The following is a 13953-nucleotide window of genomic DNA, read 5'->3' as shown; positions in this document are numbered from 1 at the left end:
CGTCTCCGCATCCGGCCTGCGCATGCCGTCTGCGCCTCCGCCCGGATTACGCTTGATCCGCTTTGGCAAGCGCAGCTTTCAGCGTATTTTTCATCAGCATCGTAATCGTCATCGGGCCGACGCCGCCCGGAACCGGCGTAATCCAGCCGGCAACCTTCGCCACCTCGTCAAAATCGACGTCGCCGCACAGCTTGCCGTCCGGCAGCCGGTTCACGCCGACATCGATGACGACCGCTCCGGGCTTCACCCAATCCGCCTTGACCAGCTTCGGCACGCCGACCGCCGCGACGATAATGTCCGCCTGACGGGCCAGCTCCGGCAAATTCGGCGTGCGGGAGTGGCACATCGTCACCGTCGCATGCTCCCGCTGCAGCAGCAGCGACACCGGCTTGCCGACAATGTTGCTCCGGCCGATGACGACCGCATGCTTGCCGGCCGCGGAAAGGCCGCTTCGCTTCAACAGTTCGATGACGCCGGCCGGCGTGCAGGGCAGCAGCGCGTCATCCCCGATCACCATGTTGCCCACGCTGACGGGATGGAAGCCGTCGACATCCTTTTCGACCGCAATCGCGTCGATGACCGCTTTTTCTTCAATATGCTTCGGAAGCGGAAGCTGCACCAAAATCCCGTGCACGTTATCCTGGCCGTTCAGACGCGCAACCAGCTCCAGCAGTTCGGCCTGGGACGTTTCCGCCGGCAAGCGGTGGACTTCCGAATAAAAGCCGAGCTCCTCGCACGTTCTCGCCTTGTTGCGGACATACACCTGCGACGCCGGGTCGTCCCCGACGAGAACCACGGCCAGTCCCGGGCGGATTCCCCGCTCCTTAAGCCGGGCGACTTCCTGCTTGATCTCTTCGCGAATTTCGCCGGAAATTTTTTTGCCATCGATCCATTGTGCGCTCATTGCTGCTCCCCCTCCGAAATCGAATCGGCCGCGTTTTCCGCGCCCGGCGCGGCCGCCTGCTTGCCGCCTTCCCGCTCGCGAAGCATCCGCCCAAGGACGCCGTTGACGAATTTGCCGGATTCGTCCGTGCCGAAGCGTTTGGCAAGCTCGATCGCCTCGTTGATGACCACTTTCGGAGGCGTTTCCCTCCGGTGTTCAAGCTCGTAAGCGGCCAGACGCAAAATCTGGCGGTCTACCCGCGACAGACGTTCCACCTGCCAGCCCGTCAAATACCGGGCCAGCAAACGGTCGATTTCCTCGCGGCGGGAAGCGACGCCCGCCACGAGCTCGCGCGTAAAGTTGTCGATCGCCGCCAGCTCGCTTAGGTTGACGCCGATCTCGTTCTCCTCGCGCGCTTCCGCCATGACGGTATCGACCGCCACCGGCGCTTCCACGCCGTTCATTTCCATTTGGTACAAGCTTTGTACCGCAATTTCCCTAGCCAATCTGCGCTTCATGAATCCTCCCGAAAAAAAACGAGGAGCCGTCCCGCCCGAACCCTGTGCGGGTCACGCGACGCCGGGCGCCGCTCGGGCAAGAAGGCTTCATCGTCAAGTGAATTAACGCGGCCACGGCCATCGGTCCGACATCCAGGAGAGCAGCCGGTCCCATGGCAACAGAGGGCCCCGCTTCTTGTCTTTGTTATAGCCGATCCCATATCCCAAGCCGACTAGCAGTATACAAAACAGCATATCCCAAAAGCCGCTGATCAAGTAAATGAACGCGCAAAAAAGCCCCGCCGCAACGCCAAGCGCCCGTCCTCCATAGGCTTCCAGCCAATCTTTCCACATGGACGGCCGTCCCTCCTATTCCACACGGCTTTTGAACGTGGTCGGCGACTGCGTCACATTGGCGATAAAAACGGAAACTTCGGCTACGGGAATGCCGGTCGCTTGCTCCAGTTGCTCGGATACGTTTTTTTGCATTTCCTCGGACAGCGCCGGAATCGCGCTCTCCCCGTCGACGAACGCGCGGATCATGATTTGGAGCCCGGCGTCGGACGCGCGCACGCGCGCGCGCAAATCCTTGACTCCGCGGGAACGCGACGCCGCCTTGAGCGCCAGGTTTTCGATCGTATCGACGGAAATGCGGATGTCGCCGTGCTCGGTCCGCTGGACGATCGATTCGCCTCCTCCGCCGCTCCGGCGGAACGAGACGGCAAAAAGACGAAGGCTGACGGCAAACAGCGCGACGCCGACGGCAACGACCGTCCCCTGAACCGAACGGGATTGTCCTGCCGCCTCCTCGACCAACCGTTTGAGCCATTCCGTCTCAAACCCGCCCAAGGCGATGACGACGGCGATGACCGAAGCCGCTCCAACCGCGAGCGTATATAAAAACAACAGCAGCCTGTCCAACATTCTGATCAACGGCAGTCTCCTCCAGTTCTGACACGCGAATGAGCTTGCTTTGCGAAAAGGCGCCGGAGTCCGGCCCACCCTCAAGGATCGGCCGCCACGGCGCCGCCATCCGCGCTTTCGGAAATCGCTTACCGCGGACTAAAGCCCGGGAGCGCTATCGGACACGCGCATGCGATTCTTCTTCTTCCGTCTTTTCCGGAGCCTTGAAGTGGACGTCGTGAATATGTACATTTACTTCGACCACGTTCAGCCCGGTCATCGTTTCGATCGAGCGCTTGACATTGCGCTGAATTTCCGCCGCAATCTCGGGTATGCGCCTGCCGTATTCGACCACGATATTGACGTCGACGGCCGCTTCGCGCTGACCCACTTCGACTTTAACGCCTTTGGACAAGTTCTTGCGTCCCAACAGTTCAGCAATTCCGGAGGAGATGCCGCCGCTCATTCCCGCTACGCCGTCCACTTCGACCGTCGCAAGCCCGGCAATAACTTCAATGACTTCCGGAGCGATTTGAATGGTTCCCATCTCGGTACGTTCGTAATCCGTCACCAACGTCTCCATTCGTCAATCCACCTCCTTATCAATGTGTGCAACCCTGCCGAAAATCTGGATCTTCGGAAGAGAATGCCGCAAGCCGTTCCCTCGGCCAGGCATTCTCTTTATTATCCATACTATAGCATTGCGCGGTGATTATGACAAACCCGGATGATGAATATCGTGTTCTTCGAGGAACTTGATATCGAAAGTGCCTTTTTGGAAAATCGGATGGTCAAGCAGCTTCAAATGGAACGGAATGGTCGTCTTGACGCCTTCCACGAAAAACTCGGCCAGCGCCCGCCGTCCGCGCGCGATCGCTTCGCTGCGGGTCGGCGCCCAGACGATCAGCTTGGCGACCATCGAATCGTAATGAGGCGTAATCATGTACTGCGGATAGACGGCGCTGTCCACCCGCACACCGGGTCCTCCCGGCGGCAAATAAAAGCCGATGCGTCCCGGAGACGGCATGAAATTGCGGTCCGGGTCCTCGGCATTGATGCGGAACTCGATCGCCCAGCCGTCCCACTTGACGTCTTCCTGCGTGAACGAGAGAGGCTCGCCTTCCGCGATCAAAATCATTTCCTTGATCAGGTCGATGCCCGTGACCATCTCCGTAACGGGGTGTTCGACCTGAATCCGGGTGTTCATTTCCATGAAATAAAATTGCCCGTCGGGCCCGAGCAAAAATTCGACCGTCCCCGCGCCGCAGTAATTGACGGCTTTGGCCGCGCGAATGGCCGCCTGGCCCATCCGTTCCCGCAAGGCGGGCGTCATCACCGGGCAGGGAGCTTCTTCGACCAGCTTCTGCCGGCGGCGCTGCACCGAGCAGTCGCGCTCGCCAAGATGCACGACGTTGCCGTGCTTGTCGGCGATCACCTGAATTTCGACGTGCTTCATGCCGGTCAAATATTTCTCGAGGTATACGCCGGAATTGCCGAACGCTTTCTCCGCTTCCTGCTGGGCGGTCGTAATTTCCCGGATGAGCATTTCCTCGTTTTCCGCAAGCCGGATGCCCCTTCCGCCGCCCCCGGCCGTAGCCTTGATGATGACCGGGTAACCGATCTCCCGCGCCACCCGAACCGCTTCGTCCAGGTCCTCGACCAACCCGTCCGAGCCGGGAACGACCGGAACGTCGGCCTCCTTCATCGTTTGCTTCGCAACGGACTTGTCGCCCATCTTGCTGATCGCTTCGGAAGACGGACCGATAAACGTGATGTTGCAGCTTTCGCAAATATCCGCAAAATCGGCGTTCTCGGCCAGAAATCCATATCCCGGATGGATGGCGTCGCATTCCGTCAACGTCGCCACGCTCATGATGTTGGTGAAATTCAAATAGCTGTCTTTGGAGGCCGTCGGTCCGATGCAGTAAGCCTCATCCGCCAGCCGGACATGCAGCGAGTCGCGGTCGGCTTCGGAGTACACCGCCACGGTCGAAATGCCGAGCTCCCGGCACGCCCTGATGATGCGAACGGCAATCTCGCCGCGGTTGGACACCAAAATTTTTTGGATTTTCAAAACAGGAGATCCCCTTTCGTTGTAACCGGCTGACAACGGTTAAAGCCGGATGTCTTTTATTCCGGTTTGACGAGGAAGAGCGGTTGTCCGAATTCGACCAGTTGGCCGTTCTCGACCAGAATATCGACGATCTCGCCTCTGACTTCCGCTTCCAAAGGATTCATCAGCTTCATCGCTTCCAAAATGCAGACGACGGTCTTCTCCGTCACTTTGTCGCCCTTGTTGACGAAACTTGGCGCATCGGGCGACGGCGCGCGGTAAAAGGTTCCGACCATCGGGGAGACGATCGTATGAAGCCCTTCGCGGTCGTCCGCTTCCTTCTTGGGCGCTTCGGCCGGAGCCGGAGCGGCTGCGGCCGCGGGCGCGGGAGCCGCCGCCGGCGCGGCGGCAGGCACATATGTAGCCGGCGCAGGCGCCGTCTGCACGTTGACCACTTCCGTCCGGCCCGGCTTGCGGATGGCAAGACGCGCGCCTTCGTTTTCGATTTCCAATTCTTGAACGGAGGTTTGATCCACCAATTTAATCAATTCTTTGATTTCGCTAAGTTTAAACATTGCGGACACTCCTTGGCTCGGGGTTCCCTTGCAGGCCATATTCGTTTTGAAGCTTGTACGTTCCCATAACGAAGCTATTATATCACATTCGAGTGAAATGGAAAGAGCCCGGCAGAACCGGACTCTTCGGGCTCCAGGCTTTCCGGCCGCGGAATTCGGGTTCCCGATCCGGGGCGGGGCTGTCAGGGAATATATTGCACGGTCAGCCGGTCGGGGGAGACGTTCAGCTCCTTCATGGCCAGCTCGACGATTTTGACGGCTTGGCTTTTCTCCAGCTTGTCGGCTTCGACGACGACCTTGAAGTTGTTGTCCTCCTCTTCGACGACCGCATTGCCGTAGTCGGCGAGCAGCTTTTCTTCCAGGGAAGTGATGCGCTCTTCGGTGGCGTCGAGAAGGCTCAGCTTTTCCATCGCTTCCTGGGCTTCTTCCGGCGTATGGTTTTTCGTATCGGCGATAATGGCGTTCAGTTCTTCCTGCTGCTTCGAGTAATTTTCCATCCGCTCCAGGGCGATCCGGTCGATGTATTCCCTTCCGGACAAATTGTTCAGCCCCTGCAGCACCGCTTCGTCATCCTGCTTGCCGGAATCGCTTTCCGGCGCGGACTCCGCGTTGGCCCCGTCCGCTTCCGCCGATGGTTGGCCGGAAGCCGGATCTTCCGATTGGGCCGGCTCCTCCGACGCTTGCGGCGAATCGGCGGAAGCGCCGGTGCCGGTATCCGTCTTTTGCGCGTTGTCGCCGTCGACTTCCGTAATTTCCACCCCGGTTCCCTCGTCGCCGGGCAGCGTGTACCCTTCCGCCTGCTTGGCCGTCTGGCCGGCCGGAGTCACGTCCTCCGTAAACAGGTAATAAGCCGACAAAATGACCATCAAACTCAGCATCGATACCAGCCAAATCGTTTGCCGTTTGTTGTTCATGCTCTTCAGTTCCTCCTCGTAATTTGGTGAAGCCGGGCGTTGGCCCGCATGCGCTTGCCGCGCCTTGGCTATTGCTTGCGGGGGACGACGGAAATCCGGTGAATCGGCACGTCAAGCCCCTTGGATACCGCTTCGGCGATCAGCTTGTGAACCGTGGCGTTCTCCCCGCCTTTGGCCACAATGAGCACCCCTCTTATCTTGGGTTTGATCTTTTTGACGACGATCGGCGTTTGATTGCCGGATACTTCATAGAGGACGACCTGGCCGTCCCGCGATATATCGGTAATATGCCGCTTCGCTCCGTTGCGGTCGGTTTCGTCCGTAATCGCCGAGGTTTCCCGCTCGTTCTGCTGCACGACCGTTTCCTCCGTCGAGTCGACCGTCACCATGACGTCCACGGTTCCGACGCCGACCATGTTCTCGAGCAGCTCCTTCAGCCGGTTCTCCAGCGTCGATTCGATCTCGGCGAACGGATCGTCGCTGCGCGCGCCGCCGGCCGGCAGCGCCTGCTGCTCCTGCATATCGCTGTCGCCAAGCGGCCTGTAGTCCTGGTCGCGCGCCGGGTCGACGGGCTTGATGTTAAGAAAGGAAGCGATAAGAATCAGGGCGGCTCCGATCAGCCCAATCAGCACAAGCCACCGGAACGCCTTGATGCGGCGCGGCCCTCCCGGCCCTCCTCCAATGAACGATTCCAGCTGCTGCAGCCATTTTGCCATGGAACACCCCCTTATCCCGAATTGCCGTCTTTCGGATCCGTTTCCCGAACGACCGATACATGATCCGCTGTAAGGCCGAACCGGCTGGCCACCAGCGCGGCGATCCTCAGCTGCGTCTGCCGGTCCGCCGCCGGTTGTTCGCCGGCTTCGGCGCCGATCCCGCCGCTTTCGGAACTGCCGGACGGCGCCGGAACCCCGATGTCGACGTTGACGGGCGCAACCGGCTCGACGTCCGCGATCGCGCGGCTGCGTCTGCCGCCGGCGGAAGCCTGCTCGGACGCGGCGGACAGCACGACCGTCACGCTTTCAACCTGCCGCTCTCCTTGCGCAGACTTCCCGACGTTTACCTCCACCCGGCGAACGTTCACCCCCTCGGCCTGCTCCACTTCGTTTCGGATTTCCGCGGCAAGCCGCTCGGCCGCAAGGTTCTCCGCCCGTCCCGTCCATACCGCCTGCAGACGCTCGCCGTCTTCCCGGATGCGGTTCAATTCGTCCTCGTCCGATTGCGGCGAACGCAGCGCCGATTCGATTCCGGCAGCCAGCTTGGTGTCGAAATCCCCTCTCGTCCATTGCAGAAGCGGCGTAATCAGCGTCAACAGGATGAACAGTCCCGCCACGAGCCGGACGTACCGCTGCATCACCCGGTTCGGCAAAAGCAGGTCGGCTAGCGAAGCCAACAGCACCACGGCGATAATTTGCTGAAGCCACCTGGCCAGCGCGTCGATCATGTTCCACCTCCTTGCCCGCGGTCAGCGAAGCATAACCGAAGCGTTGCCGGCCGTCAGAATGATCGTAACGGCCAGGAAGAACATCAAGCCGACCGAAGCGAGCGTCGCAAATACGTAGATGAGCGTTTTCCCGATCGTTTGCAGGCAGCCGACGATCGGCGTGTCGCCGAGCGGCTGCATGACCGCCGCAGACAAATTGTAGATGAGCGCAAGCGTCAAAATTTTGACCGCGGGAAACGCGCACAGGAAGAGGAGGATGATGACGCCCGCAAGCCCGACCGCGTTTTTGACAAGCAGGCTTGCCGACAGCACCGTGTCCGCCGCATCCGAGAACACCCGGCCGACGACCGGCACGAAATTGCTCGTTACGAACTTGGTCGTTTTGAGCACGATGCCGTCCGCCACCGCCCCGGTCGCTCCCTGGACCGAAAGCACGCCCAGGAACAGCGTCAGCAGGACGCCGAGCATCCCGACGCTGATGCTGCGCAGCAAATTGGCGAGCTGCGTCACCTTGTACCGGTCCGATACGGCGCTGGCCAAATGCAGCACGGCCGAAAAGAACAGCAGCGGGAACACGACCAAGTGAATAAGCGTGCCGATCGAATGGATCATGAAGACGATGAGCGGGTGCATGACCGCCACCGTCGTCACCCCGCCCGTGCTGGCCAGAAGCGTAAGCAGCAGCGGAATCATCGCAAGCATGAACTGAACCATGTTGCCGATCGCTTCTTCGGCGTAGGACGTGGCGTTGCGGAAGCTGTTGACGGCGATGATGAGCAGTACCATGTATGCGATCGAGTACGCGACCCGGCTGACGGTATTGCGTTCGAAGGCGTTCTGCATCGTCTCGAGGATCATGGCGAAAACCGACAGCAGGACGATCGTCACCACCAGCTTGCCGCTGTACAGCAGCTCGTGCAGGAAATACCGGACCAGACCGCCAAGCGCCTGTCCGACGCTCCATCCTTTTCCTTCGGGAAACATCAGCTGCTTAAGCTCCGGGACCTGTCCGTCCGGAAAGTACCCTCCGTATTCCCCTTTGAGCTTGTTCCAAAATAACTCGATCTGCCCCAGGTCGATGTCTCCGGCCTGCTGTTCCGCCAGTTCCCCGGCCAGCCCTCCGGCATCCGGTCTGCCGTCCGCCGGCGTCCGGCCGGTTTCCGCCTGCGCGTCGGCGCGAGCGTTGGCCGCATCGGCCGGTCCGCCCTCGGCGGCGGAAGGCCCGTCATCGGGAGCGGCATAAGCGGGCGCGGAATCGGGGAGCAAGGACAGCGCGAATGCCATGAACAGCAGCAGCAGCGGCGCCCAGGCGGATTTTTTGTCGTGAAGCGCCCCGTATCGCATCGTTCCCTCCCGTCCCCGCTTCGCCTCAAGCCGGCAGCAGATTCAAAACCGTCTCGATCAGCACGCTGATAATCGGCACCGCCATCACCAGAATCAGAATCTTGCCCGCGAACTCGATTTTGGAGGCGACGCTCTCAAGCCCGGCATCGCGCACGATCTGCGCGCCGAATTCCGCAATGTAGGCGATGCCGATGATTTTGAGCATCGTCTTGAGGTACACCGACGAAATGCCCGACCGTTCCGCAAGGTCTTCGAGCACCGTGACGACGCCCTCGATTTTTCCGATCATGACGAGAAAGATCGCCACGCCGACGAATGCCGCGAGCAAGAAGGCAAACATCGGCTTTTGCTCCCGGATGACCAGGATGAGAACGGTCACCAGCAGCCCGATGCCTACGATTTGAAGGATGTCCACCGTCCTCACCCGCTTGCTCCCGCCTCTTGGTCACTGAAACAGGAATATCGTCTTGATCTCCTGGAACAAGTCGTTCAACAACCTGACCACCATAAACAGCACGACGACAAATCCGATAACCGTTACCCAATGCGCCATGTCTTCCTTTCCCATCTGCTTCAGCACGGTGTGGATCATGGCGACGATAATGCCGATGCCGGCAATCTGAAATATGGTGCTGACGTCGATGTTCATGAATACGGCCTCCCTGCTACACCATCAGGATGACGACCAGAGCCGCCCCCAGCACTCCCAGATTGCGGCACAGCTTTTCGTAGCGCTCCTGATCTTCCCTTGCGGCCGCTTCTTCCGCTTGCAGCTGCAGCGCGGCAAGCCGCATATGCTTCAACTGGTCTTCCCTGCCGCTTCCGCCCAGGGACGCGCCCAGCCGCATCAGCGCATCCTTTTCCCCGGCGCGCATCGCGGTCGCCGGCCACCCTTCCTGCAGCGAGCTTTCCCAGCATTCCCGCACCGTAAGTCCCGAACCGCTGCGCAGCCGGGCCGCCGTACCCGCGAACAATCCGGCCAGAGGCGGAGGCATGAGGGCCGAGATGCGTTCAAGCGCGTCCGGCAGCGGCGTTTGCCCGTAGCCGATCTCGGTCTCCATCCGCTGAAGCGCGTGAAGCAGATGACGGATTTGGCGGGGGCGTTCCGCGAACCGGGCCGCCTGAAGAAAGCCAAGCATCGTGCCGGCGAAAAGCACAAGCGCCGCTCCGACCAGCTTAAGCATAGCCTCCCTCCCGCCCCGCCGCTTCCGCTCCCGCCGGGGATCGGATCGACGGACGCGGCCGTGCCGGCCCGGCGGCCCTAATCCATCCTCCGGACGCGCCGGCGTGCCCGGCATCCGCCCGTTCCGCCTCCGGCGGCGCGTCCCGCGGCGACGCGCCGGAGCGCGATCCGCTCCGGCGCAGCTCCTCTTCGGCTTCGCGTCCCGAATAGACGCGATGCGCGACCTTGTCGCCGCTGCGGGCGAGCAGCACGTAAGCGCCGAATACGCCCTCCCTCGCCAGCTCCGAAAGGACCGGACGCATGAAGACGTCGCGAAGGTCGGACGCATGGGCCGTCGCGAGCACCCGAACGCCCGCATGCAGCGCTTCTCTTAACGCATAGGCGTCCTCGCTCCGGCCGATCTCGTCGACGACGACGACTTCCGGAGACATCGACCGGATCAGCATCATGATCCCTTCGGCTTTCGGGCAGGCGTCGAGCACATCGGTCCGGGGCCCGAGGTCGAACGTCGGAACTCCCCTTTCGCAAGCGGCGATTTCCGACCGCTCGTCCACAATGCCGACTTTGCGGCCGCCCCAGCCCGCCGCCTGCGGATGCTGCCACTCCCCGGAACTGATGGCCCGCGCCATGTCGCGCAGCAGCGTCGTTTTCCCGTGCTGCGGAGGGGAGACGATCAGCGTATGCTTGATCGTGCGCGCAGCCGGATCCAGCAGCCGGGGCAGAACGGCGGCCGCGCATCCGACCCTGGCGCGCGCGATGCGGATGTTAAATCCCGCAACATCCCTTATATGGCGAACGGCTCCGGCTTCCACCGCGGTTCTGCCGGCCAGGCCGATCCGGTGCCCGCCGGCGACCGTCACGTAACCTCTCCGCAGTTCTTCCTCCACCGCGTATAGCGAATGATTCGTCACCCTTTCCAGCAGCGCCCTGCATTGCTCCCGATCCGGCTTGTAGGCCGAGCGGTGGTCGCCGGTGACTTCGCCGCCGGGACCGACGAATCCGTAGCGCCCTCCATAACCGATCTCAAGCGGACGATTTTCCCGAATCCGGATTTCCTCCAATGTCCCGGCTACCGATTCCGGCAAGCTTGCCAAAATAGCGCGAACGGCGGACGGCATCAACTCCAGCCAATTGGGCGGCATCGGGAATCCCCCTTTTTTTCGAGACGTTGTCCATTTCTGATTCATATCTATGCTTGTACGAAGCGATTATGTCATCTTGTCCCCAATTCACCGCGGTTCCGCGCATCACTTTTTTAAAACGCCGATCAAAAGACAAGCCACGCCCGCCGCCACCCAAACGAACCGGGCCGGGGACAGCTTATCCGCGATTCCGACAAGACCGATGGTCGTCGTGGCGACCAGCACGAACGGCCCGACAAACGCAAGCATCGAGTTTACGGCAAGCGCCTTCTGGATATCGTTAAATTTCAGCATCACAAGGGCGGCCGTAAGTTCGATGCTTCCCGAAAGCAGCCGCAGCAAAGCCATGCCGAAGACGGATTTGTCCATCCGAAAGCCTCCTTCCGGCAAAGAGTTGTCCATGTTGCAGTGTATGCGCCCTGCCGGACAAACAGGACCGATTCCGCGGCAAAAATCGCTGCCGGACGAAGCTGCAAGGAGGCACCTGCCCAATCGCAGCGTCATATATTGCCATTGCACACCGATCACAACCTTTCAAAAGGAGAATGGCAAATGAAATCGATAATCGGCTCGCCATGGCATCCGATCCTAACGGATCCAAGCGACAGCCGCGGAGCAAAGCCCCGCGTTTCCGGCTTGACGATGGTCATCGACAAGGGGCTCGGCCCGAACGCTTTTTACGATCTGCTGGCCACTTCCGCCGATTACGTCGACTTGATCAAGTTCGGCTTCGGCACTTCCTCGCTTTATCCGGCTCCCCTGCTCAGGGAAAAAATCGCGCAAGCCAAAAAAGCCGGCATTGCCGCGTTCCCCGGCGGAACGTTGCTGGAGGCGGCTTTCCGGCATGATGTGGTATCCGACTTTTTCGGTTCGGTGATAGGTCTCGGTTTTGACGGCGTCGAGCTTTCGGACGGGACGATTCCGCTAACCCGGGCCCAGCGGGACGAATTGATCCGCGAGGCGCGTTCGCTGGGGCTTAGGGTGTTTACGGAATACGGAAAAAAAACGCGCGGTTCCCGCCTCGACATCGACGATCTTTGCCGGACGGCGGAACGCGATCTGCGGTTGGGGGCGGAGCTTGTCACGGTTGAGGCGAGGGAATCCGGAAACGGCGTGGGACTGTTCGACGATCGCGGCGAATGCCGCGAGGAAGAACTTCGGCTGCTGCTGAAACGGTTGCCGGATCCAACCAAGATATTGTGGGAGGCTCCCCAAAAGGACCAGCAGGCTGCGCTGCTTCGCATCGTCGGGCCCGGCGCCAACCTGGGCAATATTCATCCGCAGGATGCGTTCGCGCTCGAGACGATGAGGCGGGGACTCCGGTCCGATACGTTCTGCCTGCACCGGACGATTGCGGATTATGTCATTTAGCGTGTAAACCGCGAACGAACCTGCCCCCCTCGAGAAGAACGCAAAGCCCCGAGGCCGCACAATGGCGGCTCCGGGGCCGGTTCCTGTTGCGGGGTTTTCTTCAGGTTTGCGAGGCTTGTTCTAGCTCAAGCGCCCGTTCAGTAAACTAATGCAGGGACCCTTTTTAATATGGAATGATGTGGGAGCGTGGCGGTCATTGAACGGGGATATCGTGCTGGTAGGGTTAATCATCATCGGGTTGATCGGCCGCTCGCCGATCATCACGACAGCGGCATGCGTTCTGCTGATTGTCAAGCTTATTCATCTGGAACGCTATCTGCCGGCCATCGAGCGGCGCGGTTTGGAATTGGGACTGCTGTTCCTCACGATGGCGGTGCTCGTTCCGTTTGCGACCGGGCGCGTGCAGCTGAAAGACGTGCTTAACGCGTTCACGAGCTGGACAGGCTGGGTTGCGCTGCTGGGCGGAGCCCTCGCGACCTATATGAACGGCAAGGGGCTGGATTTGCTCAAAATCGATCCGCAGCTCATTGTCGGGCTTGTGATCGGCTCGATTTTCGGCATTATCTTTTTGCGCGGCATCCCCGTGGGACCGCTCATGGCCGCCGGGATTACGGCCTTGTTCCTGAAGATCTTCCAGTTCTTCGCGGAGAAGTAGACTGCCGAAAATCGCCCTTTTGCTTCGGTATCCCCTCCGTTCAGGGCGTTCCTCTTTGACTACACTTAGCTTCGGTATCCCTTTCGCTCAGGTCCGTTGCCTTTCATCGCCCCCGTCCGTGCTGCTCAGCCGCCATGTAGTCCGCCCAGTACGCTACATCGGTTCAGCCCCTTAAATCTGGAATCTGCACCGTCAAAAATGGAGATATCCGAGAATTCCTTGCTTTTTCGCGGATATCGGACGAGGCTATAGGGACAGGGTCGGCAAGCCGGCTTTCCTGGGTGCGGATATTTACCGGGCACCGTCCCCGAAAGGATGGGAACGCGTTCCGTCCGATGCGCGTCCGGGCTTGCCGGCTGTCCGCTGGTTTGCATCTTGCGGCATCTGGCCAACGGCGGATCGCGGCTCCGGAGGGATACGGCTCTTGCCGATCCCTTGACGCTCCCAGGTGAGCGGGTATCGGCAGGGGCCGTTTTGCGATTGGGGTCCGGCCTTCCGCAACCCCCTCCGCAAACCCGTTCGTAAACCCGTTTGTCCGGGAACATCGGACCACCGTTCCGTTATACGGCCCAAAAACCGCTGGAATCGAGAAACTCCGGACACAGGTTCCGCTATTCACGCAAAACTTGCGCCTTTTTACGGTTTTCCGGGGGATTAACGGATCTCCTGTCCGCAACCATTCGTTTTTCTTGCCAAATTGGATCACTGTCAAGAAAGTGGACACAACTTTTATCCTGCCTGGAGTTGCTCATAGTACCTTTTTTCGTACAAATACGGAGTCAGATAACCGATCGACGAATGGATACGGATGCGGTTATACTCCAATTCAATGTACTCGTAAATCGCATCATACGCCTGTTTACGAGTGTTAAATTTCGTTTGGTAAATGAGCTCTTTCTTGAGAACGCTGTGGAAAGATTCGATGCAGGCATTGTCGTAACAGTTGCCCTTGCGACTCATGCTGCCAATCATTTGGTTCGACTCCAGTC

General features: G+C 60.1%; 19 protein-coding genes. 2 read left to right on the top strand and 17 right to left on the bottom strand.

Features of this window, described 5'->3' with window-relative positions; all coding sequences use genetic code 11:
- Positions 1–46: 46 nt before the first annotated feature.
- From folD to F560_RS0118405, 16 genes are all read right to left on the bottom strand, one after another.
- A complete protein-coding gene (gene folD, locus F560_RS0118480; protein WP_019007247.1) occupies positions 47–904 on the bottom strand; it encodes a bifunctional methylenetetrahydrofolate dehydrogenase/methenyltetrahydrofolate cyclohydrolase FolD in 858 nt (285 codons plus the stop codon).
- Positions 901–1401 (bottom strand): transcription antitermination factor NusB, encoded by a 501-nt coding sequence (nusB, locus tag F560_RS0118475; protein ID WP_019007246.1) that lies wholly within the window; start codon positions 1399–1401, stop codon positions 901–903. Before nusB ends, folD begins: the two co-directional genes overlap by 4 nt.
- 102 nt (positions 1402–1503) lie before the next feature.
- Positions 1504–1734: a DUF2273 domain-containing protein gene (locus F560_RS0118470; protein WP_019007245.1), complete on the bottom strand. Its 231-nt coding sequence runs from the start codon at positions 1732–1734 to the stop codon at positions 1504–1506.
- A gap of 15 nt (positions 1735–1749) precedes the next feature.
- Positions 1750–2313 (bottom strand): alkaline shock response membrane anchor protein AmaP, encoded by a 564-nt coding sequence (gene amaP / locus F560_RS0118465; protein ID WP_019007244.1) that lies wholly within the window; start codon positions 2311–2313, stop codon positions 1750–1752.
- Positions 2314–2458: 145 nt separating this feature from the next.
- Positions 2459–2866, bottom strand: coding sequence for an Asp23/Gls24 family envelope stress response protein (locus F560_RS0118460; protein WP_019007243.1), 408 nt, complete (start codon positions 2864–2866; stop codon positions 2459–2461).
- Between the two features lie 129 nt (positions 2867–2995).
- A complete protein-coding gene (accC, locus tag F560_RS0118455) occupies positions 2996–4357 on the bottom strand; it encodes an acetyl-CoA carboxylase biotin carboxylase subunit (RefSeq protein ID WP_019007242.1) in 1362 nt (453 codons plus the stop codon).
- Between the two features lie 56 nt (positions 4358–4413).
- On the bottom strand, positions 4414–4911 hold the full coding sequence (gene accB, locus F560_RS0118450; protein WP_019007241.1) for an acetyl-CoA carboxylase biotin carboxyl carrier protein: 498 nt from the start codon (positions 4909–4911) through the stop codon (positions 4414–4416).
- A 182-nt stretch (positions 4912–5093) separates the two neighbouring features.
- Positions 5094–5825, bottom strand: coding sequence for a SpoIIIAH-like family protein (locus F560_RS0118445; protein ID WP_019007240.1), 732 nt, complete (start codon positions 5823–5825; stop codon positions 5094–5096).
- Positions 5826–5893: 68 nt separating this feature from the next.
- Entirely contained in the window at positions 5894–6541 is a 648-nt protein-coding gene (gene spoIIIAG, locus F560_RS0118440) for a stage III sporulation protein AG (protein ID WP_019007239.1), read from the bottom strand.
- Positions 6542–6552: 11 nt separating this feature from the next.
- A complete protein-coding gene (spoIIIAF, locus tag F560_RS0118435) occupies positions 6553–7269 on the bottom strand; it encodes a stage III sporulation protein AF (RefSeq protein WP_019007238.1) in 717 nt (238 codons plus the stop codon).
- Between the two features lie 21 nt (positions 7270–7290).
- Entirely contained in the window at positions 7291–8613 is a 1323-nt protein-coding gene (gene spoIIIAE, locus F560_RS0118430) for a stage III sporulation protein AE (protein WP_019007237.1), read from the bottom strand.
- Positions 8614–8638: 25 nt separating this feature from the next.
- Positions 8639–9028 carry a stage III sporulation protein AD gene (spoIIIAD, locus tag F560_RS0118425; protein ID WP_026298387.1) on the bottom strand — a complete coding sequence of 130 codons (390 nt, stop codon included), beginning with the start codon at positions 9026–9028 and terminating at the stop codon, positions 8639–8641.
- 30 nt (positions 9029–9058) lie between these two features.
- Positions 9059–9262 (bottom strand): stage III sporulation protein AC, encoded by a 204-nt coding sequence (spoIIIAC, locus tag F560_RS0118420; RefSeq protein ID WP_019007235.1) that lies wholly within the window; start codon positions 9260–9262, stop codon positions 9059–9061.
- A gap of 16 nt (positions 9263–9278) precedes the next feature.
- Positions 9279–9797 (bottom strand): stage III sporulation protein SpoIIIAB, encoded by a 519-nt coding sequence (gene spoIIIAB, locus F560_RS0118415; RefSeq protein WP_019007234.1) that lies wholly within the window; start codon positions 9795–9797, stop codon positions 9279–9281.
- Complete coding sequence (gene spoIIIAA / locus F560_RS23645; protein ID WP_019007233.1) at positions 9790–10938, bottom strand: stage III sporulation protein AA; 1149 nt, start codon at positions 10936–10938, stop codon at positions 9790–9792. The genes spoIIIAB and spoIIIAA overlap by 8 nt, the downstream gene beginning before the upstream one ends.
- 105 nt (positions 10939–11043) lie before the next feature.
- A complete protein-coding gene (locus tag F560_RS0118405) occupies positions 11044–11307 on the bottom strand; it encodes a YqhV family protein (protein ID WP_019007232.1) in 264 nt (87 codons plus the stop codon).
- 183 nt (positions 11308–11490) lie between these two features.
- Here F560_RS0118405 and comA point away from each other — a divergent pair, with 183 nt between their 5' ends.
- A complete protein-coding gene (gene comA, locus F560_RS0118400; RefSeq protein ID WP_019007231.1) occupies positions 11491–12309 on the top strand; it encodes a phosphosulfolactate synthase in 819 nt (272 codons plus the stop codon).
- 196 nt (positions 12310–12505) lie between these two features.
- Positions 12506–12964 (top strand): DUF441 domain-containing protein, encoded by a 459-nt coding sequence (locus tag F560_RS0118395; RefSeq protein ID WP_019007230.1) that lies wholly within the window; start codon positions 12506–12508, stop codon positions 12962–12964.
- 729 nt (positions 12965–13693) lie between these two features.
- Here the strand turns inward: F560_RS0118395 and F560_RS23640 are convergent.
- Positions 13694–13953, bottom strand: a 260-nt coding sequence (locus tag F560_RS23640) for an integrase core domain-containing protein (protein WP_019004999.1), incomplete at its 5' end; no start/stop codon positions are given.

The organism is Cohnella laeviribosi DSM 21336, assembly GCF_000378425.1.
Taxonomy (GTDB): domain Bacteria; phylum Bacillota; class Bacilli; order Paenibacillales; family Paenibacillaceae; genus Cohnella; species Cohnella laeviribosi.
The sequence above is the reverse complement of the archived record's forward strand: the minus strand, read 5'-3'. Positions and strand labels throughout refer to the sequence as shown.

Excerpts from the sequence above, each read along its gene's own strand:
- spoIIIAC (WP_019007235.1), bottom strand. The coding sequence starts at position 9,262 with ATGAACATCGACGTCAGCACCATATTTCAGATTGCCGGCATCGGCATT.
- F560_RS0118470 (WP_019007245.1), bottom strand. The coding sequence starts at position 1,734 with ATGTGGAAAGATTGGCTGGAAGCCTATGGAGGACGGGCGCTTGGCGTT.
- comA (WP_019007231.1), top strand. The coding sequence starts at position 11,491 with ATGAAATCGATAATCGGCTCGCCATGGCATCCGATCCTAACGGATCCA.
- F560_RS0118460 (WP_019007243.1), bottom strand. The coding sequence starts at position 2,866 with ATGGAGACGTTGGTGACGGATTACGAACGTACCGAGATGGGAACCATT.
- folD (WP_019007247.1), bottom strand. The coding sequence starts at position 904 with ATGAGCGCACAATGGATCGATGGCAAAAAAATTTCCGGCGAAATTCGC.
- spoIIIAF (WP_019007238.1), bottom strand. The coding sequence starts at position 7,269 with ATGATCGACGCGCTGGCCAGGTGGCTTCAGCAAATTATCGCCGTGGTG.
- nusB (WP_019007246.1), bottom strand. The coding sequence starts at position 1,401 with ATGAAGCGCAGATTGGCTAGGGAAATTGCGGTACAAAGCTTGTACCAA.
- accB (WP_019007241.1), bottom strand. The coding sequence starts at position 4,911 with ATGTTTAAACTTAGCGAAATCAAAGAATTGATTAAATTGGTGGATCAA.
- F560_RS0118405 (WP_019007232.1), bottom strand. The coding sequence starts at position 11,307 with ATGGACAAATCCGTCTTCGGCATGGCTTTGCTGCGGCTGCTTTCGGGA.
- spoIIIAG (WP_019007239.1), bottom strand. The coding sequence starts at position 6,541 with ATGGCAAAATGGCTGCAGCAGCTGGAATCGTTCATTGGAGGAGGGCCG.
- spoIIIAA (WP_019007233.1), bottom strand. The coding sequence starts at position 10,938 with ATGCCGCCCAATTGGCTGGAGTTGATGCCGTCCGCCGTTCGCGCTATT.
- spoIIIAE (WP_019007237.1), bottom strand. The coding sequence starts at position 8,613 with ATGCGATACGGGGCGCTTCACGACAAAAAATCCGCCTGGGCGCCGCTG.
- spoIIIAB (WP_019007234.1), bottom strand. The coding sequence starts at position 9,797 with ATGCTTAAGCTGGTCGGAGCGGCGCTTGTGCTTTTCGCCGGCACGATG.
- F560_RS0118445 (WP_019007240.1), bottom strand. The coding sequence starts at position 5,825 with ATGAACAACAAACGGCAAACGATTTGGCTGGTATCGATGCTGAGTTTG.